Consider the following 23,481-nt stretch of genomic DNA (forward strand, 5'->3'; position numbering starts at 1 on the left):
CGGCCAAGATCCCCTGCGTAGCCATGTGCATCAGTCCGCCAACTCTCGCCAGGAGTTCCGGTGGGGGACGCCAGCGCCGCCGCCACCGCCCGGCGGGCGTTCGGCGCGAATCGAGCCGTCGCTGTTCTGGCGCAGGATCCGGGTCTCTCCGTTCTCGAGCTTGACCCAGCTCTGACCCACGATCAGCGAATTGGCACTCCACAGTTCGCCTGCGGGGTTGTCCAGGGCGTTGCCGTTCGAGGCGTTCAAGTAGTAGCGCCAGGACGACCCGCCCGAACTGCAGGCATCCCCGCTCGGGATTGCCGTAGCCAGCGACAGTGTGCCGAACTGCAGGGCCATGTCGGTGTTCACACGCTCACCCGTGTGCGGCAAGTCGACCCACCAACCGTCCTGCGTGGCCCAGTTCACCTGGTTGCTGGAGATCGACGCGCTGTTTCCGGTCACGGTAAAAGTCTGTCGGACCATGGTGTTGCTTGCGCGCGCGTCACCCAGCCCCGTGTTGGTCAGGGGGTCCTTCACCGCGTAGATGCTCTGCTGTGTGCTGTCCTCGACGTCAGCGGTGCCCAGGTAGCGGCCCGTAGCGACGATGACGACGGACTTGCCAGAAATCTCGATGGTCTCGGGACGGACCGTGATCGGCTGCGGCGTCGAAGCGTCGATCTGGAACGTGGCGAGCTTCAAGGCCTGCTGGTGGGGCTCGACCAGATTGTCAACGTCGAAGCGCCACAGGTTGCCCTTGAGGTCGCCACCATAAAAGCGCTTGGACGTATTGTTTGAACTGTCTTCGATCCAGGCGTTGATCTTCGCCATTCCGATCGGATCGCTGGTCGTTCCGGCGGTCGTCGGAATGTCGAGCAGCCTTTCGCCAGTGTTGGCGTTGATGACGAACAGGTGTCCCTTGCCGTCGCCGCCACTGACGTTGTTGTTGTAGCCGGAGCCGAAGACCACCACCCATGTGCCGTCAGCGCGCTTGGTGACGATCGGATTGCCGAAGGTCAGGCCAAGGTTCGAGTCCTTGAATTCCCACAAGGCCTTCGGGTCCTCGGGATTCGTGACATCGAGGGCGTAGTAGGAGCGCCCGCCTTTGTTCATGCCGCCGACCAGAATGGTCTTCCAGGTGGTGCCTACCCGGATGTCGGCGATGACCGGGGCGCCGTCGACGAAGTAGCGGTGCCTGGATTCGTAGCCCTTGTCGGCAAGGCGGTACATCTCCGGCATCGCGTCCGCAGGCACGTAGGCCCACAACTCGGTGCCGCCATCGGCGGTTGCCCCTGAGAAGGCATGCAGCATGCCGTCGTTCGCAGCGACGTACAGCACGGGCTTGCGCGTGCGGTTGCTGGTCACGAACTGGCTGTAACCGGTGTCGGAATAGGTGAAGGGGGGCGAACTGACATAGATCGGTGCGCCGTTGATGATGTCGCCTAGTACGCCAGCACGCGCGCGGTACAGCGGTTGCGTGGTGCTGTCCGCAGCACTGGCGGATTCGAAGGTCCGCACGCCGCGAAGGAAGTTCACCAGGTTGCTTCCGGTGTTGGCGAGGTTGGCCTCGGCAGTCGAGAGATTCGCGCACTGCGTGGGAATCATCGATTTCGAACACAGGTTCGTGAAGTTGCCCCCGTAGCCGTCGGTGTTCAGGTTGTCCCAGTTGAAGGCGCGCAAGGCCACCGTCGCGGGCTGCTTGTAGTAGATCTTTCGATTTGCCGGCACGGTCTGCGTGGTCAGCTTGCTCTGCGCCGACCAGATCTCGCGCGTGCCGATCTCGCCGGTGTCTCCATTCAGGGAGAACGCCTGCAGATCTCCGATCCATTTCTTGGTCGTGTAGCTGGCCTTGTAGACTTGGTTGTTGTCGCCGGCAACCAGTTCCAGCGCGCTGGTGGCTGCTGCCGCTGCCGCACCATCCTTTTCCTCGATCGTGCTGACCACGCTGTTGATGGCCTCGCTCAGGGCGCTGGCGTTGAGCGCGGAGTAGTACTGGCCGCGACCGTTCACGGCGGCATGCCAGAGGTCGTCGATGTTCGTGGCGCCTCGGTCGGAGCCAGGGACAGGCCAATTGGCCGTTCCGGCCTTCAGGTTCGCATAGTCCCCCGCTGACTGGGTCAGGTAGTTGCGGTCGTAGGCCAGGGTTCCGTTCACGCCCAGGCCGATCGTGAACGTGGTCATGTGCTGGTGAGGCGCAGTGTCCAGGCCGCTCGACGGCACGTTGTTGCTGCAGACGTTCTGTTGGGTGCCGGATGCCGTCGAACTGCAGTTGTTCAGCGCGGTCGTGCGCAGGTCGGTCTTGTAGTAGTACTCCGCCACGTCAGCCAGCGAATCGGTAGCGCCCCCCGTCGTTTCAACCGATTCGGTCGAAGCACCGCCAAAGCTCGTCCCCGCGACCGAAGACACAGCCTTGCCGTCGACGGTTGCCGTGCCTTGCGAGCAGTTGTTGGATGCGCCGCCATCGTTTGTCCAGGCGCCCGAGACGAACACCTGCGGCTGGGTATCCACGGAATAGCGGTTGGTGTTGTTGCGTCGGCACGAACCCAGAATCCCGACGGTGTAGTAGTTGCGAGAAACCTTGGTCGTTGTCGCCGTGCCGTCGTACATCGGGCGATCCTCGGTGCCGTCCTGGTTCCCCACGTTGGTGGTGCCATCGAGCTTGTCCGGGCCGTAGCTTGAGGACTCCGATCCGGTGTTCCAGTAGCCGTCCGTGGAGAGCAGCGTGTAGTTGCGCTGGCACGAGTACTGGACGGGATCTGTCTGGCCAGTGAACTGCTTGGCGTAGTAGCGACCTGCCTTCGAGAGAGCGGCTCGCAGCGGCGTACTGCCGTTCGCGGTCGCAGCATAGAGCTTGCTGTAGAGGGTCGTCTTCTGCGACGGGGTGAAATCCGCGACGTCCTGAAATCCGTCCCCGTTCGTCGCGGTTGTCGTGTTGATGGTGGTGAAACCCACGCGGTAGTTGTCGTTCAGCGCGTTGAAGGCGCGGCCGACGGCCGTGCGCATCAGGAATGTGCGCTTGCGATAGAAGGAGTACCAGTTGGCGTATTTCTGCTTGAGGGCTGTGTCTTGGTCCCGGATGTAGACCTTGGTGAAGACGCCGCTGCCGGGCGAACTGCCGATGTCACTCATGCACTCCTGGTAGAAGGTCGTGCCGGTGTTGACGCCCCCGTCGCTGCCGTAGGTCCAGCCCATCGCGGTTTGCCGCGTGGTCGCCGTGTAGGTGTAGTAGTAGCGGGAGCCAACCGTCACCGTCTGTGCGATTGTCCAGCTGTTGTACGTGTTGCTACCGCTGGATGCGCTGACCGTCATGGTCAAGGTCCCTGTGGAGGAGTTCCAGCCGGTCACCGTGCCGGACATGAATCTGCCGGTGTTGCTAGTCGATGTTGCCGTCACCGTGCTGCCGACGACGAAGGTGTCCGTCGCGTTCGTGCCGGAGACCACGAACGATTTCGTGCCGCTGCTGGTGACGGAGTTGCTGGAACTGCTCGAGCGGGTCGTCGTCACCTGTTCGGTGGCGCTCAGATCCACCGAGCCGGTGCCTGCGAAGCCGTCTGACTTGGCTGCTGTGAAGCTGGCCGCGACGAAGGACGTGCCGTCCGCATTAAGCGGCGGATCATATGGCAGCGTCGGGTCGAACGCCGTGCCGTTGCATTGGGATGACCAGTAGCCGTACTTTCCAGTGTACGGCTCGTCCGTCGCGTTCTGCGAGCGGCCCAACTGGTCCGGCATGTAGCTCCAGTTCATCGAGCCGGAGTCATCCAGCACGAAGAGCATGTTCGGCTTGGCCCTGAACTCGGCGGATCGCGTGATCAGCGGTTCATCCAGGATGAACGTGTCGGCGCTGGCCACGGTGGCCCAGCTGGCCAGGCAGGCCGCCAGGCTGCTCGCGAGCGCGACGCCGGTCGAGCCGTGCCGAAGCGCCTGGCCCGATTTCTTCTTCTTGAGTTTTTCTTGCATGGCTGAGGACTCCTGGTGCTGCACGGCGCGCACTATTGGAAATGCATGATGGTTTCGATGAAGGCGGTCGTGTTGCGGGCGCCGAGCACGCGAACGACGATGCGGTAGTAGGGGCCGGTCGCCGCTTCGAAGCGCTTCCCGCCGTAGCCGAGGGAGCCTCGTCCAGACGCGCCGCTTCCGCTTGTCAAGGGTTTGGCGCAGCTGTTGTTGATCTCGTCATTCGAGTCGCCCGCCACGTCGCACAGACGGAAAATGACGTAGCGGGTCCGGTTCCCGTTGATCGTTCCGCCGTCGGCGGTCAGCAAAGCGCAGCTGGCGAACGTGCCTCCGGGCGCGAAGTTGCATTCCGTGTCTCCGTCCCAGTCGATCAGCTTGCGTGAGTTGTTGGTGACCTGCTGCTGCCCCGTGACGTCCACAGGCGTCACGGTGGAGTTCGCGTTGCGCTCCTTGGTGCTGGCGTAGTAGCCGCTGTTGGCAAGGTCGGCGTCCAGTGTCGCGGCGTTGGTCTTGAGCCATTCGATCGCCCGGCGCGTCGCCTGGTCGCCTGCGACTGCCGCGTCTTGCTTGAAGCCAATGTTCCCCATCACGAGCGCACCCGTGTCGATGTTGCGTACCAGTCCTAGCGTGGCCAGCGACAGCGCAACCAATGCAAGGAGCGCAAACAGGAGGGACACGCCGCGCTGATCGCGGCTTGGGCTGATGTGGTTCATGGGGCGGCTGTCGCAGAGTTCCAAAGCACGTTTCGCAACGGGACGATGGTGTCGTAGACCTTGTAGCGGTAATGCTTCCATTCGGGGACGTGGTCGATCTTGATGCGCAGGCATTTGCTTGTTCCGCAGTTTTCGGTTCCTGCAATGGCGGAGCCTGCCCCGACATCCCACAAGGGCGCGGACTGGGTGACTTCGTCCTTTTCGTATTGCCCGCTGCGTGCCACTACCGCGAGGCGAATCGACAGGACCTGCTGCCACTCCAAGGCGTTAGCAGGCGTGGTGGTGTCGTAGGTGTCGACTTGCCCATCTAGGGTCGTGTCCTTCCCGTACATCGCCTGCAGGTTCACGATCTGGGGGTAGAGCGCGGTGGACGCACTGGCGGCGGCGCCTGCGGTGCGGGACATGGCAATGAGGTTGAATGCGCCGTCGACCGAGTACGTGTTGTGGGCCATGGTGCCGAGGTTCAGCAGGTAGCTGTTCTTCTCGTACCTGTCAGGGAAGAGCTCACTGTGATTCCAGGCGCTCGTCCCGGAGGTATGCGGCACGCGCTTCGGCCCCAGCGTCGTGTCCGTTCCGGGCGCTGCAGCCCCGTCGTCCGTCACGCTGAAGACAGTGCACCAGTTGGTCGAACTCCACGCATTGTCCGCAGGAACAACAATCATCAGATCGCCTGCGGCGGCGCCGAATGACGACTTGACGATGAAGAAGTCATTCGTCTTGAGATGCGGGCTCATGACCAACATCGGCGCAGAGAACGAGGACTTGCGGCCCTGCATGATGGTGAGCGTGTCCGGCATGCCGTTCGCGCCGTCCGTGATCACTACGGGCGCGAGCACGGGATTGAACGCGACCCCAGGGGTTTCCTCCGGTACGCCCGGCTCCTTGTACTCGCCCTTGATCGGGCAACCCATGGCACCGGGGTCGTTGATGGCGCCGTAGCCGGACATCTGGATCTCACGCTGGATCGTGTAGAGCGATAGCGAGCCATTCACCTGCGCATCGGTGCCCATGGTGAGAGTCCGCTTCTTGCTATCCGTGAGGACGACCACCTGAGTGATGACCAGGGTGGTCAGCAGGCCCAGCGCCAGGGCGATCATGAGCTCGACGAGGGTGAAGCCTCTTGCGGGGAACGCACGCATATCGGGAAGGCGAAAGGGAAGTGTCGTTTGCATGTCAGCCCGCCGCCTTGGAGAGGATGGTGGTGAGGGTCTGGTACTTGTGGCTCCCCCCCTTGGGCGTGGTCCACGTGAGCGTTATGGAAACGTCGCCCGAGGCTTCATCGACCGTGATTGCGGCGCCGCCGCTCGGCAGGATCTTGGCGACCTTCGCGCGCCACTCGGTGCAGCTGGCGGCGCTGCAGTTGGCGTCGCCGGCGTAGCCCGTCAGGTTGTTCATGTCGGACCACATGCGGCCGACAGCTTCAGTGGCGAGGTAAGCCGCATCCGCGCGGATCTTGGAATCCGTCTGGGTGGCGGTCATCACGCCGTGCAGTCCGATCAGTCCAAGGAGGCCAAGCATGAAGATCAGCAGCGCGACCAAGACTTCGAGCAGCGCCATGCCACGGATGTGCGCCCGTGCGTGACTGGCGCGCGAAGTGACTGGACGGTGTGTGGCAATTGCGCTCATGGCGTCGGGTTGCTGGTGCATTTGCGTGGGTCGTTGCCGTCGGTGATCTTGGGATCGCACATGCGGACGGCGCCTGCTGAGGTGATCTCGACCCAAAGGTTGCGATAGGTCGCATTGGGGTCGGTGCCGGTGACCTGGATCTGCGCGATGGGCGTGGTGTTCGTCACTCGTCCGAAGCCGTTGAAGGTGACGGTATTAGCGGCGGTCGCGCCGTCGGCCTGCAGCCCGCTGACCGCGACCCGGCCGCCGGCATCGTTCAACGTGCGCGTAGCAGTAATCTGGAGTGCACCCACATTGGATGGGGCGGTGGCGCATCTCAGCGCTGGAGAGCTGGCGGCGACGACCCACGACCCGCTGGTGCTGGACAGTGCGCAGCTGTTGTCCATCGCGCCTGGGTTGGTCAGTGAAACCAGGTAGAACGACATCGCCTGGTTCCGCCGTACGGCCTCGGCTCTGGCCATCTGCAAGCCTTCCTGCAGCGCCTGTGCGGTGTTGCGGATGCGCGTGTTGTCCATCCACGTGCCGATGCTGGGCCCGGCGGCCATCAGAATCATCCCGAGGACCGCGAGGGTGACGACAATCTCGATGATTGAGAAGCCGCGTTGCCGTTGCATGCGCATGATGGGCGGCACCTCGTCAGCAGGTGGCGTCTCGGGTGAGCCAGCAGTCTTGCGCAACAGCGTTCCCCCTGAACCGCGTCGTCCTCCGCGAGCCTAGTTGGTTGACGGTGTAGGTATGGCCAACCGCTTGGCCACTGTTGCCTATGGCGGTGAGGGTGTAAGTCTGGGCGTTGTTGGCAGCGACGCATTCGTAGCGAAAATGAGCCGTCGCCGTGAAGTCATGCCAGCTATTGGCGGTTGCGTCGTCCGCGCAGGTCGCGCCGGCGCCGTAATTGCGGTTGTCCTGGTAGTACTGCTCCATCTTCATCCGGAAATCCGCGAGCGCGCTGAACGCCTCCGGCAACTGGCCACGACGAACGTAGTCGGAGTAGGCGGGCACGCCGATGGAAGCCAGGATCGCGATGATCGCGACCACGATCATGACTTCGATCAGGGTGAAACCGCGCGAATGCTGGCCGCGTCGGAGGCTCGCTTTGGCAGGGGCATGGATGGAGCAGAGCATAGGCAAGGTCTTGCAAATTGATACAAATGACTGTTACACATGAGTGACGTTTGGAAACAACCGTCTATCGACGGATTCGGACCGCCGATCGGCGAGATGCCGGCAGATGTGAACTAATGCGTTCGGGGCGCCGCTCGCAGCGTTCGGTGCCGGCTGGCGCCCCGTGCGGGAAACGCTGGTGCGGTCAGTCGCGGGCGACTTCGCGCCACATCACGCGCGTCGGTGCAGTGGAAGCGGGCACCTGTACTCCGAAGGTGCGTGTCCCACCCTCCGAGGTTCTCACCAGAATCTTGGTGCCCCCGCCCGGCAGCCCGATCGGCTGCACCCGGCTCGCCAGCACATCCCCCACATACCGGCTCGCCAGCATGGGAATGGCGCCACCGTTGCTGTAGTTCAGGAAGTACAGGTTGCTGCTGCCCCCCGGCTTGCACGGATCAGCCGAAGGCGTGTTGGTCGTAAAACTCAGCACCCCACCAAACAGCACCGGGCTGGTGGCGCTCCGCTCACCCGACGGCGAAGGCGCGAAATCCAGCACCCACCCCCGCTTGGTGGCGAAGTTCACCGGGTTGGTCGTGATGTTGATCTCGCCGTTGGGCGCCGGCGTGGCGCTCTGGGCCACCAGTTGGCCGCGCAGCGGCGCAGCGATGGGCGCGCCGGACATGTCGTCCATCAGGCCGTAGAAGGACTGCTGCTGCGTCGCGCTGGCGCTGGCACCGGGTGCGCCCGGCACGTCGCTGGGGCCCAGGTAGCGGCCGGTGCCCACGTACACGACGCGCTTGCCGTTCACCACGCCCAGCTCGGGCGCGGCGGTGACGGGCTGGGGCACGCCGCTCTTGTCGACCAGGGTGGCCAGCAGGGTGACGTTCCAGCTTCCGGTGGTCGCGCCCGACAGGTCGAATCTCCACACGTTGCCCAGCAGGTCGCCGCCGTAGACGAAGTCCACCGTGTCGTCGCTGCCGGGGTTGACCAGGAAGGCGCTCATGCGCGCCAGGCCGCTGGGAGTGGTGGGCGTGCCGGCGCTGGTCTGCAGGTCGCGCACGACCTGGCCGTTGGCGGTGTCCAGCACGAACAGGTGGCCTTGCCCGTCGCCGCCCGTGCCGTCGCCATTGTTGTAGCCCGAACTCACCAGCGTGACCCAGCCGGCCGCGCGCGTCTTCACGTTCAGCGGCACGCCGTAGCTGAAGCCGATGTTGTTGCGCGTGGTGGCGCTGGTGCCCGCGTTCGGAAACTCCCACAGCAGCTTGGCGGCCACCTCGGCGTCGTTGCCGGCGGCGGGGTCGGTCACGTTCAGCGCGTAATAGCCGCGCCCGCCCTTGGCCAAGCCGCCCACCAGGAGCGTCGCCCATCGAGGCGAGGGCGGCGCGGGCTGGTTGAGCGCGGTGTTGGACAAATCCACATCGGTGGCCGTCGGCGTGCCATCCACATAGAAGCGGTGCTGGAACAGCCCCTGCTGGGTCAGGCCCACCAGTGCGCTGGTGCCCGGCCGCGCACTCGACAGCGGCGCATCGACCAGCGCGCCCGGCACGTAGGCCCACAGCTCCTCGCCGCTCGCGGCATCGAAGGCGTGCAGCATGCCGTCGTTGGCGCCCTGGTAGACCACCTTGGCACGGCTGGCCGCCGGGCCGGTCTTGAAGTCGCCATAGCCCGGGTCGGTGTAGTTGGCGCGCGGCGCGGTGACGTAGACCGGCTCGGCATCCACCACGTCGCCCAGCACATGGGCGCGGCCGCGGTAGGGCCGCGAGGTGCTGCCGGCGACGGCCTCGCCGCTGCGGTCGCCGCGAAGGTAGGCGATCACCGCGGCGTTGTCCGATGGGCCGGGCGGCACGCCGGGCGAGTTCAGGCGCGCGGCCTTGCCTGCGCCCAGGCCCGTCGCGGTGAAGGGCACCCCGGCTGTGCCGTTGAAGCTGGCGACGTAGCGATTGGCCGACGGCTTCGCATCCAGCCGCGCCTGCGCCGACCACAGCGGCGTGGCCGACAGCACGCCGGTCTGCAGGTCGACCGGAAATGCCTCCAGGTCGCCGAACCAGGCACCCGAGTTGAAGCTGGCGGCAAATGCCAGGTTGTTGCCGGGCAGCAGGCTGGGGTTGCTCACCGACACCGCGCTCGCCGAGCCGGTGCGGTTGACGATGTCGTCCAGGATGCTGCCCAGCGAGGTGCGCAGGCGCTCCGGGTCGGAGGAATTGAAGTACTGCCCGTGGCCGTTCAGTGCCGCATGCCAGAGGTCGTCGATGGCGGTGGCCGTGCCGGGCTGCGGCACGGGCCAGGTGCTACCGGCGGCCGGGGGCGCGCTCAGGGTGCCGGTGGCGCCAAGGCCGATGCTGTACGTGACCATGTGCTGCCAGGTGGCCGGATCGCCCGGCGTGGCCTGCACCTTGCCCGCCGAGTTGCCGGTCATGTCGCGGATCCAGTAGCGCATGGCGACGTCGGCCAGCGAGTCAGAGGTGCCTGTGCCATCGAAGAAGGGCGCAGGAAAGTCCTGCCCGGCCACCAGTGGCACGCCGGCGATCGGGTCGTTGCGGGCAGCGCCGGTCGCCGGGTCGGCGTACACGTTGGCGGGCAGGTCGGGCACCGTACGGTCGGTGTCGCCCACCGACACACTGCCGCGCGAGGTCCAGTAGCCGTCGGTGGACAGGATGGTGTAGTTGGGCGTGCAGCTCAGGGGAACCGTGTCGCTGCGCGACGCGGCACCGGCCGCGCCGGGCATGCTGCCGCTGGTGTAGTAGCGGCCCGCGCGGTCCAGCGCCGGCACCAGGGGCGTGCCACCCGTCGGGCGGATGCCGTAGAGCTGGTCGTACCAGCGCTGCTTCTGGGCGCTGTCGAAATCGGCCAGCGGCACGAAGTTGGCGCCGCTGTCGTTGTCCTGGCCCGCGTTGTTGTTGATGGTCGAGAAGCCCACGCGCGACTTCGCGTCCAGCGCGGAGAAAGCCAGGCCCAGCGCGGTCTTGGCGCTCTGCATGCGGGTGCGGTAGTAGCTGAACCAGTTGGCGAAGTTCTGGCTCTCCTGCGCAAAGCTGCAGCTCGTGGCCGACGCGTTGCCGCAGTCGGTGCGCGTCGCGGCCTTGGGGTAGGTGCTGGTGCTGCTGCGGATCTCGACGCGGTCGTAGTTGCTGTCCGAGTCCTGCGCCGCGCTGCCGTCCTCGGTGCCGACGCCGCGCCAGCGGTAGAAGAAGGAATAGCGCTGGTACTCGGTGTTGCGCACCACGTCGGGCGCGTTGGCGCAACTGCCGTTTTGCGTGAAGTCGCCGGCGTTGAAACGCGGAAGGGCTGGTGGCGTCGAGCTGCTCCAGCACGCTTCGGTCAGGTCGAGCAGCCGCGCATCCAGGTAGGCATCGATGCGTGCCGCGGCGGGCAGGCTGTCGCCCATGGCGGACAGGAAGCCCGGCGCGCCGCCGTCGAACTCCACCGGCGCCAGGTAGGTAATGGCGGGGTTGTAGTACTGCCGGTTGTAGCTGGGCGAATAGTAGGCGCGCCGGTTCTTCGCGCCGGTGGTGCTCCGCATGCCGGGCGACTGCCCCGCGCGCACCGCGTCGTCGTAGGGCGAGGTGTATTCGCCGTGCGCGTCGCTCCCGGTGATGGAGCCCCAGCCCATGCTGCCGGAGTTGTCCAGCGTGAACAGCACGTTCGGCTTGACGCCGGTCTGCACCAGCAGCGGCACGTCGGCCAAGTCGGTCGATGCCGCGTGCGCCCGGAGCGGCTGCAGCAGCATCGCGCCCGATGCGATCAGGACGATGGCTCGCTGGAGGGCCTTGCGCCTGGCGGTCGATTCCTGCTGCATGAGGGCGCTCCTGGTCCGTCCATCAGCCAAATGGCAACTCCACCACCGTCTGCACCGTGCTCGCGGTGTTGCGCGGCCCCTGCACACGCACCGTCACCCGGTAGTGGATGGTGGGCCGCAGCGGCGAGACGCCGCCGGCGCCGCCGAACACATGCGTGGTCTGCGCATGGCTGCTGTTGTCGGCGCCCGCCCCGCCGGCGCTGGCGAAGGGCGCACCCGACACGCACTTGGCCGCCAGCGTCGCAGCCGCCTCGCCCGGCGTGGGCACGACTGTGCACAAGCGCTCGATGACGTACTGCACGCGGTAGCTCGCCGCGTCGGTGCAGGAGACCGGGGTCGCTGTGCCGGTGGCGCCCCAGCACGGCACGCTGGACCAGTCGACCGTGCTGGGCACGCCGTTCGCATCCACCGCCTGCATCAGGCGGTAATACTTGCCCGGCACGTCCGCGTCGGCAGATGCCAGGGCAGGCAGTTCGCTGAAGGCGCGCTCGGCGCCGGTGTCGGCGGCGCCGGTGGTCGCCTGCTTGAAGGCCAGGTTGCCGGCGATCACGCCGGCGGTGTCCGAGGTGCGCAGCAGGGCCAGCGCCGCCAGCGACAGGATCAGCAGCGCGATCAGCGCGATGTAGACGATGAAGCCGCGCTGGGCGGCATGGGAGGGTGCGCGTCTCATGACAGGTTCGCCCACAGCACGTTGCGCAGCGGCACCACCGTCTCGAAGCTGCGATATCGGTAGCAGCGCCAGTCGGGGTCGCTGCTCAGGTCGATGGCCGGGCCGTCCGGCCAGGTCGCGGGTGCGGTGCTGGTGATGTTGCAGGTTCCGGTGGCCGGGTCGGGCCTTTCCCGCAGCGGGCTGCGCACCACCACCGCGAGCCGGATCGCCTTGATGCGCTTGGCATCGGCAGGCGTGGGCAGCGCCCAGTTGCCCGCCGGGCCCAGCGTGGCGCTCACCCACTGTGTCACCACCTGGCTGCCCGCGTCGCTGATGCCGTAGCGCGCCTTCAGCCCCACCACGTGGCTTGCCACCTGCACCAGCGCGCCGTTGCTGAAGCGGTCCTGCGCCATCAGCGACCCGTTGGCCACCCGGTAGCTGCGTTGCATGAGCGCGCCCGCGTCGTGGATGCGCGGGTTGGTGTCGAAGACGGCCGGCCAGGCCAGCGCGCCCATGGCACCGTCCGGGGGGTTGTAGTTGGCCTGCGATGCCGTGCCCGCGACCGGGTCGTGCGAGAGGATCACTGTATCCGGGCTCGCGGGATTGGCCACGCTGGCGGTGATGCGCACCAGCGCGCAGTCGTTGCGGTCGTCGGTCAGCCAGGCGAAGCCCCCGACCGTGGACTGTCCCACCGCGCTCACCGGATAGAGCTTGGCCGGGTCGCCGTTGGGCACGGCGGTCACGGTCTGCAGGAGCGGATTGCGCACGTTGGCGCGCACCGAACTGCCCCACAGCACCACGATGCCGTCCGATGCGCCGGGGGCGCTGCCTCCGTCCACGATGCGAACCGGCGCGCCGGTGAAATCGGGCACCGCGCCGCTGCCCGATCCATCGTCGTAGTAGCTGAAGTAGCGCGCGCAAGGCATCACGTCGGCGGTGGGCATGCCCCAGCCGGCGGCGCGCACGTCGCGCTCGATGGTGGACAGGCTGAACATGCCGTTCTGCTGGATGTCGGCGCCGGCGGTGGTGGTGCGCTTCAGCGCCTCGTTGGTCGACACCACCTGGTAGATGATGATCGCCACCACCAGGCCCACGACCATGCCCACCATGATCTCGACCAGGCTGAAGCCCCGGTGGCAGGCGGCGCGGTAGTGGTGGATGCGTTGCGCGTGCATGGCATGTGCCCGTTCAGCCCTGGATCTGCGTCGTCAGGGTGAAGTTGTGCGGCGCGGCGTCCTGCGGGGCCTGCCAGCACAGGGTGAGGGAGACGGTGTTGTCCGCGCTCACGAGGATCTTCTGCCGCAACTGCGCGGCGCCGGGCAGGGCGCCCGGGTTGTCGGCGCTGCCCAGGCTGTCCAGCCATTCGTTCACCGCCGGGTTGGCGCTGCTGTTGCTGCCTGACGGGCAAGTGCTCGTGACGTCGGCATTGAGCGCATAGGTGGGCACGTTGTAGCGGTCCACCCACATGCGGCCCACCAGTTGGTTGGCGAACAGGCTGGCCTTGGCGCGGTAGTCGGCGTCGCGCACCGCCCGGATGGCGGTGGCCTGCAGCCCCACGATGCCCAGGATGGCGAAGGAGAAGATGGCGATGGCCACCAGCGCCTCGATCAGCATCACGCCGCGCTGGGTCCGCGAAGGGGCATGGCGGCGGCGATTCATGCGCACCCCTGCGGGTTGATGGCAATGGACAGCGCCGGGTCGCACAGCCGGATGTCGCCGCCGGGGTCGAGCACGATGCGCAGCGGCCGTGTCTGGCCCGGGCCGGTGACGTCGATCTGCCGCACCGCTGTTCCGATGCTCAGCCGCCCGATGCCGGTGAAGGCGATGTTCGCCGGGAGGCCGGCACCGGGCGCCGCGCTCGCCGCGCCGGCCGTGCTGCCCACGCCGGCACGGGCCAGCGAACTGCTGGAGTCCTCCTGGCGCGCCTGCACCACCTGGTCGAACACCGTCGGCGTCTCCGGCAGGGCCACCAGCACCGACCAGTCGGTGCCGCCCGGCACGGCGGCGCCATGCAGCGTGTTGTGCAGCCGGAACTCCACCACCTCGTTGCGACGGATCGATTCGGCGCGCGCCAGCTGCAGGCCGCTCATCACCGATTCGGCCGACGCGCGGATCTGGCCGTTCTGGATGAAGCTGGAGAAGCTCGGATAGGCCAGCGTGGCCAGGATGCCGACCAGCACCACGGTCACCATCAGTTCCACCAGCGTGAAGCCGGCGGCGCGCCGGCGCGGGCTCAGGGCTTGCGCAGCACCCAGGTGCCCTGCACGCCGCTGAAGTTCCAGGCGCAGCCGGTGCAGGTGCTGCTGCGGTTGCCCAGCTGGTCGATGCTGTAGGCCAGCCCTGTCACCAGCCGCTGCGCACCCGTGGCCGTGGCGGTGTAGGCCTGGCCGCCGCCCGAGATGCTGCAGCTGTAGCTGAAATACTCCGTCTCCGGGGTCGTCGGCACCGGCACCGCGCAGGCCGCGCCGTTCGCATAGCTGCGGTTGTCGTGGTAGTACTGCTCCATCTTCGCCCGGTAGGCCAGCAACGTTCCCGGCGCCTCCTGCGCATGCCCGCGGCGCAGGTAGTCGGTGTAGCTGGGGTAGGCGATCGTCGACAGGAGCGCCACGATGGCGACCACGATCATCACTTCGACCAGCGTGAAGCCGCGGCTCGCTGCCGCAGCCCGACCGAAGCACCTGGAAACAACTGCCATGCGTCGACATCCCTTGGGGGCGTTGCGAGCGCCATGCACTGACGATTCGCAAAGAATGTCACTGCAGCACCCGTGACTCAACCGCCACTCGGCGAGGGGAGGGGCCCGTTCGTCAGGTGTCGTTGACGTGCGCCCGCTCGAGGGGCCCGGCATCGCTTCAGTCGGCGACGAAACTGCCCGACTTGCCGCCATGCTTTTCCAGCACGCGCACGCCGGTGATGGTCATGCCGCGGTCCACCGCCTTGACCATGTCGTACACCGTGAGCAGGGCGACCTGCACGGCGGTGAGGGCCTCCATTTCTACCCCGGTGGGCCCCACGGTTTCCACCGTGGCCATGCACAGCACCTGCGGCAGCGAGCCGGCCGCCTCGTCGCCGGGCTGGGTCGCGAATTCGATCGCCACGCGGGTCAGCGCCAGGGGGTGGCACAGGGGAATCAGGTCGCTGGTCTTCTTGGCCGCCTGGATGCCCGCGATGCGGGCGACGCCCAGAACATCGCCCTTCTTGGCGCTGCCCGATTCGATCAGGGCAAGGGTATCGGGCAACATCTCGATGCGGCCGGTGGCAATGGCTATGCGGTGGGTGGCGGGCTTGGCCGCGACGTCGACCATGTGGGCCTGGCCGTGTTCGTCAAAGTGGGTGAGGGAACTCATGGATGCGGGATGGACACGAAAGTCGATCATACGTTCCGCAAGGCGGACACTCCCGCCGATGGGCGATGATCCGAACATGCCGCGCACGACCTTGATTTCCTGCTGCAAGACCCTGCTGGCCGCATTGCTGGTGCTCGCCCAGCTGCTGCTGCCGCCCGTGGCGCGCGCCCAGCTTCCCGGCATGGGCGACGGCGGCGAGATGACCATCTCGGCCGAGCGCCAGCTCGGTGATCGCATCGGCCGTGAGCTGTACCGCGACAACGCCTACATCGACGACCCGGTGCTGCAGGAATACGTGCAGTCCATCTTCCAGAAGCTGATGGCTGCCGCCCGCACCCGCGGCGAGCTCTCACCCGAGATGGAGGAGCGCTTTGCCTGGCGCGTGGTGCTGATGCGCGACCGCGACATCAACGCCTTCGCGCTGCCCGGCGGCTACATGGGCATCAACCTGGGCCTGATCGCGGTGGTGGGCAGCCGCGACGAGCTGGCCACCGTGATGGGCCACGAGCTCTCGCACATCACCCAGCGCCATATCGCGCGCATGCTGGACAAGCAGTCGCGCCAGACGCCCTGGATGCTGGCCGGCATGATCCTGGGTGCCATTGCCGCCAGCCGCAGCGGTGGCCGCAGCGGCGGCGACCTGGGCCAGGCCATGATCATGGGCACCCAGGCCTACGCCATGAACTCGCAGCTGAGCTTCTCCCGCGACATGGAGCGCGAGGCCGACCGCGTGGGCTTCGGCGTCATGACGCAGGCAGGCTACGCGCCCCAGGGTGCGGCCGCGATGTTCGAGAAGCTGCAGTACGCCTCGCGCCTGAACGACAACGGCTCCTATCCCTACCTTCGCAGCCACCCGCTGACCTCCGAGCGCATTGCAGACATGCAGGCCCGCTCCCAGCTCGGCGCGGGCAACCATGCCGCGCTTCCGCTGGTCATGGACCACGCCATGATCTCGGCCCGCGCCCGCGTGCTGGCGCGCGGCGGCGTGGACCAGCTTCGGCTGTGGGTCGACGCGGCGGGCAGCACCGACTTCGACAAGGGCTCGCCCGCGCAGCAGGCCGGCACCCTGTATGCGGCGTCCCTGTCGGCGGCGCAGCTGCGCGACTTCGAGCAGGCTCGAGCGCTGGCCGCACGGCTGGTGACCCGCACGAACGGCGATGCGTCCGCCTCTCGCCTGGCACGCCTGCTGTCGGCGGAAGTGGAACTGATCGCCGGAACGCCCGCCCGCGCCACCCCCTGGATCGACACCAAGGCCAAGGAACGCCCAGAGCAGTTCCAGGCCGCACAGTGGGCGGTGGCGACCCGGCAGACCCCGGCGCAGCAGGCCCCGGTCGTGCAGGGCCTGCGCGACCGGGTGGCGCGCGACCCGCGCGACGCCGGCGCCTGGCGCCTGCTGTCCAACCTGTACAACGCGCAGAACGAGCCCTTGCGCGCGCTGCGCGCCGAGGCCGAGTCCAACGTGGCCATGCTCGACTACCCGGCCGCGCGCGACCGCTTCAAGGCCGCCCAGGACCTGGCGCGGCAGATGGCCGAAGGCAAGCCGGGGCTGCCGCCGCTGGATCACTACGAGGCGTCGATCATCGACAGCCGCGAGCGCGAGATCGAGGGCTTGATCCGCCAGCAGATGCAGGACGAGCGCGGCCAGCCCCGATGAGGCCGGCCCGACGGGCGAAGCTCAGCCGGGTGACTTGGACAGCGCCGCGTCGATGATCAGCCCCAGGGCCGAATAGATCAGCGAGCCCAGCAGGGCGGCCCAGAAGCCGTTCACGTGAAAGCCGCTGAGCAGGCCCGAGGCGGACCAGAACATCAGCGCGTTGATCACGAAGAGGAAGAGGCCCAGCGTGACGATGCTCACCGGCAGGGTGAGGATCACGAGCACCGGCCTGAGCACCGCGTTAAGCAGGCCGATGACCGCCGCCGCGATCAGGGCCGAGGTGAAGCTGCTGACCTGCACGCCGCTGTAGACGTAGGCCACCGCGAGCAGCGCGACGGCGCTGAGGAGCCACTTGAGGATGAGTCGCATCGGCGCAGGATAGCACCGGTGCGTGAGCGGCCGGCGTCAGCCGGCCGGGCGCTTCACTCGCCGAACTGCAGCGCCAGCACGAAGAGGGCGCCGATGCCTCCCATGCCGCCCAGCGCGCCTTTCCAGCGCGCCGGTGCGGAGGCGGAAGGGCTGGCTGCCGGCGCCGGCGCCAATGGCTCCAGCGGCACGCCCACCTTGGGCCGGCGGGCATCGACCACCGTGGCGGCCGCGCCGTGGCGCAGCTTGAGTTCGCGGGTCAGCTCGTTCAGCGGGCCCTTGGCCAGCACCGGCGTGACCTGGCTGCCGGCCAGGCTCAGCAGGGGCACGATCTGCTCCTGCGTCTTGGCGAACCACTTGGCACGCCAGTTCTCGCGCGCGCTGTGGCTCACCCACTTGCTGATGCGGTGCGTCATGCGCGGCGCACAGGCGACCAGCACCCAGTGCACCTCGCCGGTCGGCGCCGGGTCGGTCGGCACGTGCTGCCTCAGCTGATCGCGGGCGTAGGCTGCATCGTCGACGAACAGGATGATGGTTTCCAAGGCGTTCTTTCGTTGGCGTGGGGATCAATGCTCGCGCGACGGCTCCTGCGCGGCGGCAGCGGCGATCTGGGCGGGCTCTTCACGCTGCGGCTTCCTGCGCGTGGCCAGCCAGGCCAGACCCAGAACCAGCACGATACAGCCAGCTTCCACTGCGTAGCGCACCATCGTGGCAGGGTTTTCCTTGGTGCCGAACACGTCGGACAGCCAGGGCTCGGACACGATCATCTTGGCAGCCGTGAAGGCCAGCACCGCGGCGCCGATGTACATGATGGCCGGGAAGCGGTCCACCAGCTTGAGCACCATGGAGCTGCCGAACACCACGATCGGCACGCTGATCAGCAGGCCGATCACCACCAGGTCGAAGGCGCCGTGGGCCGCACCGGCCACGCCCAGCACGTTGTCCACACCCATCAGCGCGTCGGCCACGATGATGGTCTTCATGGCGCCCCAGAAGGTGGTGGCGCCCACGCCGTGTTCTTCATGGTCGCCGCCGTCGGCGATGAGCTTGTAGGCGATCCACAGCAGGCCCAGGCCACCCACCAGCAGGAGCCCGGGGACCTTGAGCAGCCAGACGACGCCGATGGTCATCACGGAGCGCACGACGATCGCGCCGACCGTGCCCCAGACGATGGCCTTTTTCTGGAGATGCTTGGGAAGGCTGCGTGCGGCCAGGGCGATGACGATGGCGTTGTCGCCGGCCAGCACCAGGTCGATGAGGATGATGGCCAGAAGGGCAGACCACCAGGGGGCGCTCATGAATTCCATGAAAGAAAACTCCGTTTGTAGTGACTTGACGAGATGCTTTTCGGTTCTGCGCCGGGTCGACTGGAGTGATCGCCGTAAAGCCACCGGATGAAAATTCGGTGGCTTCGAAAGGGCAGCACTTCGACCAAACCTGGCGCAGGTTCAAATCGAAGGTCTCGCTCGGTCTCCCGCCAATGTGCGGCCAACCCAGCAGGCCGGGAGCGCAACGCTCCGTATTGACGACCTGCCGATATCCGTTGCCTTCATGCTCGAAGGCCCCGGACGGGAGCTACTCCCCTTCGGAAGAATGGATTAGAGCATCGGAAAAGCGGGCGCGCAAGAAATAAAATCAGCCGGATTCAAGAAAAAGGCTTTCGAAACCCGCGCCAGCACTGGCATTGCCGCTATTGATTCAGGAGCAACAAGTTTCGGGGCAGCCGCTCGACTTATCATTCGCGCCCAGCTTTTCTTCTCCACATGGCCGCCATCCACATCACCGACATCGAGGCCGCCATCAATTACTGGCGCGAGCGCAAACCCTCGCCCGACGGCGTCACCCTGGCCGCGGAGATCCGCGCATTGGCCGAGGTGTACGCGCTCATGGTCTTCCACCACGAGGACGAGGCCGACGAATCCGGCTTTCCCGCCAAGGCCTGGGAGGCCTGGGAGACCTGGTACCACACCACCCCCGACACGCCCTGCATCGCCATCTGCTCCACCAGCCAGGGCGACGACGAATGCAAGGGTTGCGGCCGCAGCTTCGACGAAGTCCAGCACTGGCCCGCCATGTCGCCCACCGAGAAGCGCGCCACCTGGCGGCGCATCACCATGGAAGACACGGCCTGGCGCTTCAACCGATATGCCGAGCGAGCGCGCGAGTCCGACCGGCTGGGCGCCCAGCCGTCCCCGGACTGAAGGGCATCCCGTGCGGCGACTGGACCAAGCTCCCAACCTGGCGATCGCTACGCTCTGGGCGGATGCGCTGCGCAGCCAGGGCATTGCCGCCTCGGTGCAGCGCGAGTTCCTTGCGGCCGCGGCCGGCCAGCTGCCGCCCGACCAGTGCCTGCCGGAAATCTGGATCGACGATGACGAGCACCTGCCGCAGGCCGAGGCGCTGCTGGCCGAACTGCGCCAGCCGCCCCAGCACCGCTGGCAATGCGCATGCGGCGAACTGGTGGAGGGCGGCTTCGAGCAATGCTGGCACTGCGGCGCCATGATGCCCGCCGACTGAGGCAGGCGCCGGATTACTTCCAGCGCAGCGGTTCGACGTCGATGCTGCGCTGGCCGTTGCCCAGCATCAGCACGCCTTCCTGGATCGTGGCCTGCAGCTGCATGCTGCGCTCGGCCAGCTGGCCCAGGGCCTGCGCGGTTTCGCTGGGCACGCGCCAGACCTGCAGGTTGGACAGGCGCGTGAGCTTGGTCTCGATGCCGCGCCACCACACTTCGGCCGAGTGGCTGAAGGCGTAGAGCAGCACCTCGTCGGCCTTGCGGCAGGCCTTGGTGAGCGGCGTCTCCTCGGGCTGGCCGACCTCGATCCACACCCGCATGCGCTCGGTGAAGTCGCGCAGGAAGACGTCCGGGTCGTCCGGATTCGACAGGCCCGCGCCGAAGCCCAGCGTGCCGTCGCCCGCGCACACGCTCTGCAGCTTGTGCGCGTTGAAGGCCATGGCCACCAGGCGCAGCATCATCCGCTCGTCGGTCTCGCTGGGGTGGCGGGCCAGGGTCAGCGCATGGTCCGCGTAGTAGGCATTGTCGATGTCGGCGACTGCGAGGTTCGCCTTGAAGATGGTGGACTTGAGGGCCATGGGGCGGCAGGGCGTGGCGCCCAAAATGAAAAAGGGAGGAGGGCGCGCGGGCTTTCGCTCGGCGCGCCGCCGTGCAGCTGGCTTAATTCGAGCCGTCGATCCGACGGGCCAGCTCGGCCGCCTTGCCGATGTAGCTGCCCGGCGTCATGGCCAGCAGCCGGTCCTTCTCGGCCTGGGGAATTTCCAGCGAGCGGATCAGCCCGTGCAGCGCCTCGGCCGTCACCCGCTTGCCGCGCGTGACTTCCTTGAGCTGCTCGTAGGCGCCCTGCACGCCGAAGCGGCGCATCACGGTCTGGATGGGCTCGGCCAGCACTTCCCACGAGGCGTCCAGGTCGTCGGCCAGCGCTTCCTGGTTGAGTTCCAGCTTGCCCAGGCCGGTGGCCAGGCTGGCGTAGGCCAGGGTGGCGTAGCCGAAGGCCACGCCGATGTTGCGCAGCACGGTGCTGTCCGTCAGGTCACGCTGCCAGCGGCTGATCGGCAGCTTCTCGCTCAGGTGGCGCAGCACCGCGTTGGCCAGGCCCAGGTTGCCTTCGGCGTTCTCGAAGTCGATCGGGTTGACCTTGTGCGGCATCGTGCTGGAGCCGATCTCGCCCTCCTTCAGGCGCTGCTTGAAGTAGCCCAGGCTCACGTAGCCCCAGATGTCGCGCGAGAAGTCGACCAGGATGGTGTTGGCGCGCGCCACGGCATCGAAGAGCTCGGCCATGTAGTCGTGCGGCTCGATCTGGATGCTGTAGGGCTGGAAAGTCAGGCCCAGGCCTAGCGGCGCGGGCGTCTCGATCACCTTGCGGCTGAAGCCTTCCCAGTCGAAGTCGGGCCAGGCGGCGATGTGGGCGTTGTAGTTGCCCACCGCGCCGTTCATCTTGCCCAGCAGCTGCACCGAGGCGATCTGCTCGCGCGCCTTGGCCAGGCGCACCGCCACGTTGGCGATTTCCTTGCCCACGGTCGTGGGGCTGGCCGTCTGGCCGTGGGTGCGCGAGAGCATGGGCACGGCGGCGAAGTCGCGCGCCATGGTGCGCAGGGTGGCCAGGATGCCGTCCAGCGCGGGCAGGATCACGCTCTCGCGCGCCGCCTTGATCTGCAGGGCGTGGCTGGTGTTGTTGATGTCCTCGCTGGTGCAGGCGAAGTGCACGAACTCGGCCGCCGATTCCAGCTCGGGCCGGGCCTCGAACTTGGACTTGATCCAATACTCCACCGCCTTCACGTCGTGGTTGGTGGTCTTCTCGATCTCCTTGATGGCCTTGGCGTCGGCCTCGGAGAAATTGGCCACCAGGCCCAGCAGGTACTTGCGGGCGCCGCCGGACAAAGGCTTGAACTCGTCGAAGCCGGCGTCGGACAGGGCGATGAACCAGGCCACCTCCACCTGGACCCGACGGTGCATGTAGCCCTGCTCACTCATGAAAGGCCGCAGGGCGGCGAGCTTGGCGGCGTAGCGGCCGTCGAGGGGAGACAGGGCGGAAACAGTGGACAGACTCATCCCCCAATTTTAAGTTGCGGGCCCGGCATCCGGCGTTCCCCCTAGAATCAAAGCGCTAAAGAGACGTACCGGAGAGAAGAGAACCCGCATGAAACTGATCGGATCCACCGCCAGCCCCTATGTACGCAAAGTCCGCGTCGTGATGGCCGAAAAGCGCCTGGACTACCAGTTCATCCTCGAAGACGTCTGGTCCGACGAGACCACCATCGGCCACTCCAACCCGCTGGGCAAGGTGCCATGCCTGGTCATGGAGGGGTCCGAGGCCATGTTCGACTCGCGCGTCATCGTCGAGTACCTGGACACCCTGTCGCCGGTGGGCAAGCTCATTCCCTCCCAGGGCCGCGAGCGCGCCGAGGTCAAGACCTGGGAAGCCCTGGCCGACGGCGTGATGGACGCCGGCATCCTCTGGCGAATGGAAGCCACCTGGCCCAAGCGGGCCGACGGCGAGCGCAGCCAAGCCTGGATCGACCGCCAGCGCGCCAAGGTGCTGGGCGGCATCGGCGCCATGTCCAAGGGATTGGGCGACAAGCCCTTTTGCAGCGGCATCCACCTGAGCCTCTCGGACATCGCCGTGGGCTGCGCCCTGGGCTGGGTCTCGTTCCGCTTCCCGCAGATCGACTGGCGCGAGGAATACCCGAACCTCGGCCGCCTCCACGACAAGCTGCTGCAGCGCCCCAGCTTCGCCGACACCCAGCCGAGCTGAAGCCGTCCGCACGCAAAAAGCAAAAGGCGCCGCAAGGCGCCTTTTTCATTGCCGGCCTATGGAAGGCCATGGATACAAAAGTGCCGCGAAGCGCCCCGAAACGAAGGAGGGAGGGAGGGAGGAGGAGAAGAGTCGCCTCAGGATTTCGACCGGGCGAAAATGGCCCAGAAGACTTCGCGGCACGAAAACCGTGCGCAGACTTGCTGCTTGCTAGTATGAGGCAGCAATCTTTTGACGGTTCCCGATTGGCTGGTAAGCAATTGATACTTGATTGTCAGTTGGCGAATGCTTACTTGCATCCGGTTACTGTGGATTCGCGGCAAGCTGCTTCTGCAAGGTGGCCAGCAGGTCGCGGTCATCCGGCTCGGTCAGGCTGGAATAGGCCGCTACCACCTTGCCGTCGCGGCCCACCATGTACTTGTAGAAGTTCCACTTGGGCGTGGTGCCGGTCTGGCGCGCCAATGCCTGGAACAGCGGGTTGGCGTCGCGCCCTCGGACGGACGATTTGACGAACATCGGAAACTTCACGCCGAAGGTGTTCTCGCAGAAATCCGCCACTTCCTTGTTGCTGCCCGACTCCTGCGAGAAGTCGTTGGACGGAAAGCCCAGCACCACCAGGCCCTTGGCGCGGTATTTCCGGTCCAGGGCTTCCAGCCCCTCGTATTGACGGGTGAAGCCGCAGAAGCTGGCGGTGTTCACCACCAGCAGCACCTTGCCGGCGTACTGACACAGCGACTGCGGCTTCTCGTCCTGCAACCGGTCGTAGCTTTGGCGCAGCAGCGGCGGGCAGCCGGCGGGGTAGGCTGCCGACGAGGCGGCCGGGTTGGCAGGCGAGGCAGGCTGCTGGCCATGAGCCAGGCCTGCGACGCCGGCCAGCCCCACCAGGGAGGCGGCGAGGAAAAGGCGAAATGAAGATCTCATGACTGTGTCTCCTGCCCGTCATGCGCAATGCACCTCAAATTCGGGTGCCCTCTGCAGGCGGGACAAATGCGGCAGTTTAGAATCCGTTGGCTTAAGAAAGAACCAAA

The 23,481-nt window shown here is 66.7% G+C and carries 23 protein-coding genes; 4 read left to right on the forward strand and 19 right to left on the reverse strand.

Annotated elements, in window-relative coordinates:
* Positions 1–30: 30 nt before the first annotated feature.
* The 13 genes from BM345_RS08710 to moaC form a co-directional block, all read right to left on the reverse strand.
* The gene (locus BM345_RS08710) at positions 31–3,936 is read right to left on the reverse strand and encodes a pilus assembly protein (protein ID WP_093377959.1); all 3,906 of its coding nucleotides are present in this window, start codon (positions 3,934–3,936) and stop codon (positions 31–33) included.
* Between the two features lie 32 nt (positions 3,937–3,968).
* Positions 3,969–4,646, reverse strand: a complete 678-nt coding sequence (locus tag BM345_RS08715; protein WP_093377961.1) for a hypothetical protein — start codon at positions 4,644–4,646, stop codon at positions 3,969–3,971.
* Entirely contained in the window at positions 4,643–5,818 is a 1,176-nt protein-coding gene (locus BM345_RS08720; protein WP_093377963.1) for a PilW family protein, read from the reverse strand. Before BM345_RS08720 ends, BM345_RS08715 begins: the two co-directional genes overlap by 4 nt.
* Before the next feature lies 1 nt (position 5,819).
* Positions 5,820–6,272: a pilus assembly protein PilV gene (locus BM345_RS08725; RefSeq protein WP_254789651.1), complete on the reverse strand. Its 453-nt coding sequence runs from the start codon at positions 6,270–6,272 to the stop codon at positions 5,820–5,822.
* On the reverse strand, positions 6,269–6,904 hold the full coding sequence (locus tag BM345_RS08730) for a GspH/FimT family pseudopilin (protein ID WP_175544947.1): 636 nt from the start codon (positions 6,902–6,904) through the stop codon (positions 6,269–6,271). The genes BM345_RS08725 and BM345_RS08730 overlap by 4 nt, the downstream gene beginning before the upstream one ends.
* Positions 6,905–6,908: 4 nt before the next feature.
* A complete protein-coding gene (locus tag BM345_RS08735) occupies positions 6,909–7,394 on the reverse strand; it encodes a type IV pilin protein (protein ID WP_093377971.1) in 486 nt (161 codons plus the stop codon).
* A gap of 184 nt (positions 7,395–7,578) precedes the next feature.
* Positions 7,579–11,169: a pilus assembly protein gene (locus BM345_RS08740; RefSeq protein WP_093377973.1), complete on the reverse strand. Its 3,591-nt coding sequence runs from the start codon at positions 11,167–11,169 to the stop codon at positions 7,579–7,581.
* 22 nt (positions 11,170–11,191) lie between these two features.
* A complete protein-coding gene (locus BM345_RS08745) occupies positions 11,192–11,839 on the reverse strand; it encodes a pilus assembly PilX family protein (protein ID WP_093377975.1) in 648 nt (215 codons plus the stop codon).
* Complete coding sequence (locus BM345_RS08750) at positions 11,836–12,993, reverse strand: PilW family protein (RefSeq protein WP_093377977.1); 1,158 nt, start codon at positions 12,991–12,993, stop codon at positions 11,836–11,838. Before BM345_RS08750 ends, BM345_RS08745 begins: the two co-directional genes overlap by 4 nt.
* Before the next feature lie 13 nt (positions 12,994–13,006).
* Entirely contained in the window at positions 13,007–13,477 is a 471-nt protein-coding gene (locus tag BM345_RS08755) for a type IV pilus modification PilV family protein (protein WP_093377980.1), read from the reverse strand.
* Positions 13,474–14,115: a GspH/FimT family pseudopilin gene (locus BM345_RS30075; protein WP_302847506.1), complete on the reverse strand. Its 642-nt coding sequence runs from the start codon at positions 14,113–14,115 to the stop codon at positions 13,474–13,476. Before BM345_RS30075 ends, BM345_RS08755 begins: the two co-directional genes overlap by 4 nt.
* Entirely contained in the window at positions 14,052–14,513 is a 462-nt protein-coding gene (locus BM345_RS30730; RefSeq protein WP_093377985.1) for a type IV pilin protein, read from the reverse strand. Before BM345_RS30730 ends, BM345_RS30075 begins: the two co-directional genes overlap by 64 nt.
* Positions 14,514–14,670: 157 nt before the next feature.
* A complete protein-coding gene (moaC, locus tag BM345_RS08770; protein ID WP_093378409.1) occupies positions 14,671–15,165 on the reverse strand; it encodes a cyclic pyranopterin monophosphate synthase MoaC in 495 nt (164 codons plus the stop codon).
* 76 nt (positions 15,166–15,241) lie between these two features.
* Between moaC and BM345_RS08775 the strand changes: the two genes are divergently transcribed.
* The gene (locus BM345_RS08775; RefSeq protein ID WP_175544948.1) at positions 15,242–16,819 is read left to right on the forward strand and encodes a M48 family metalloprotease; all 1,578 of its coding nucleotides are present in this window, start codon (positions 15,242–15,244) and stop codon (positions 16,817–16,819) included.
* Positions 16,820–16,840: 21 nt separating this feature from the next.
* Here BM345_RS08775 and BM345_RS08780 read toward each other — a convergent pair whose 3' ends face one another.
* The 3 genes from BM345_RS08780 to BM345_RS08790 are packed head-to-tail and all read right to left on the reverse strand — an operon-like array spanning position 16,841 to position 18,492.
* Complete coding sequence (locus BM345_RS08780) at positions 16,841–17,188, reverse strand: phage holin family protein (protein WP_093377990.1); 348 nt, start codon at positions 17,186–17,188, stop codon at positions 16,841–16,843.
* Between the two features lie 53 nt (positions 17,189–17,241).
* On the reverse strand, positions 17,242–17,727 hold the full coding sequence (locus tag BM345_RS08785) for a hypothetical protein (protein ID WP_093377993.1): 486 nt from the start codon (positions 17,725–17,727) through the stop codon (positions 17,242–17,244).
* 24 nt (positions 17,728–17,751) lie between these two features.
* The gene (locus tag BM345_RS08790; RefSeq protein WP_093377995.1) at positions 17,752–18,492 is read right to left on the reverse strand and encodes a TerC family protein; all 741 of its coding nucleotides are present in this window, start codon (positions 18,490–18,492) and stop codon (positions 17,752–17,754) included.
* A gap of 456 nt (positions 18,493–18,948) precedes the next feature.
* Here BM345_RS08790 and BM345_RS08795 point away from each other — a divergent pair, with 456 nt between their 5' ends.
* Positions 18,949–19,386, forward strand: coding sequence for a DUF3717 domain-containing protein (locus tag BM345_RS08795; protein ID WP_093377998.1), 438 nt, complete (start codon positions 18,949–18,951; stop codon positions 19,384–19,386).
* A gap of 10 nt (positions 19,387–19,396) precedes the next feature.
* The gene (locus tag BM345_RS08800) at positions 19,397–19,702 is read left to right on the forward strand and encodes a putative signal transducing protein (protein WP_093378002.1); all 306 of its coding nucleotides are present in this window, start codon (positions 19,397–19,399) and stop codon (positions 19,700–19,702) included.
* A gap of 13 nt (positions 19,703–19,715) precedes the next feature.
* On the opposite strand, the gene BM345_RS08805 is transcribed toward BM345_RS08800, so the two are convergent.
* Both BM345_RS08805 and purB read right to left on the reverse strand, forming a co-directional pair.
* Positions 19,716–20,276: a YaeQ family protein gene (locus BM345_RS08805; protein ID WP_093378004.1), complete on the reverse strand. Its 561-nt coding sequence runs from the start codon at positions 20,274–20,276 to the stop codon at positions 19,716–19,718.
* 82 nt (positions 20,277–20,358) lie between these two features.
* Complete coding sequence (gene purB / locus BM345_RS08810) at positions 20,359–21,750, reverse strand: adenylosuccinate lyase (RefSeq protein WP_093378007.1); 1,392 nt, start codon at positions 21,748–21,750, stop codon at positions 20,359–20,361.
* An 88-nt stretch (positions 21,751–21,838) separates the two neighbouring features.
* Here purB and BM345_RS08815 point away from each other — a divergent pair, with 88 nt between their 5' ends.
* Positions 21,839–22,453 carry a glutathione S-transferase N-terminal domain-containing protein gene (locus BM345_RS08815; protein WP_093378009.1) on the forward strand — a complete coding sequence of 205 codons (615 nt, stop codon included), beginning with the start codon at positions 21,839–21,841 and terminating at the stop codon, positions 22,451–22,453.
* A 303-nt stretch (positions 22,454–22,756) separates the two neighbouring features.
* Here the strand turns inward: BM345_RS08815 and BM345_RS08820 are convergent, their stop codons facing one another.
* Positions 22,757–23,374, reverse strand: coding sequence for a glutathione peroxidase (locus BM345_RS08820; protein ID WP_093378012.1), 618 nt, complete (start codon positions 23,372–23,374; stop codon positions 22,757–22,759).
* Positions 23,375–23,481 lie beyond the last annotated feature (107 nt).

Origin of the sequence: Variovorax sp. OV329, assembly GCF_900114785.1 — a bacterium.
Lineage (GTDB): Bacteria > Pseudomonadota > Gammaproteobacteria > Burkholderiales > Burkholderiaceae_C > Variovorax.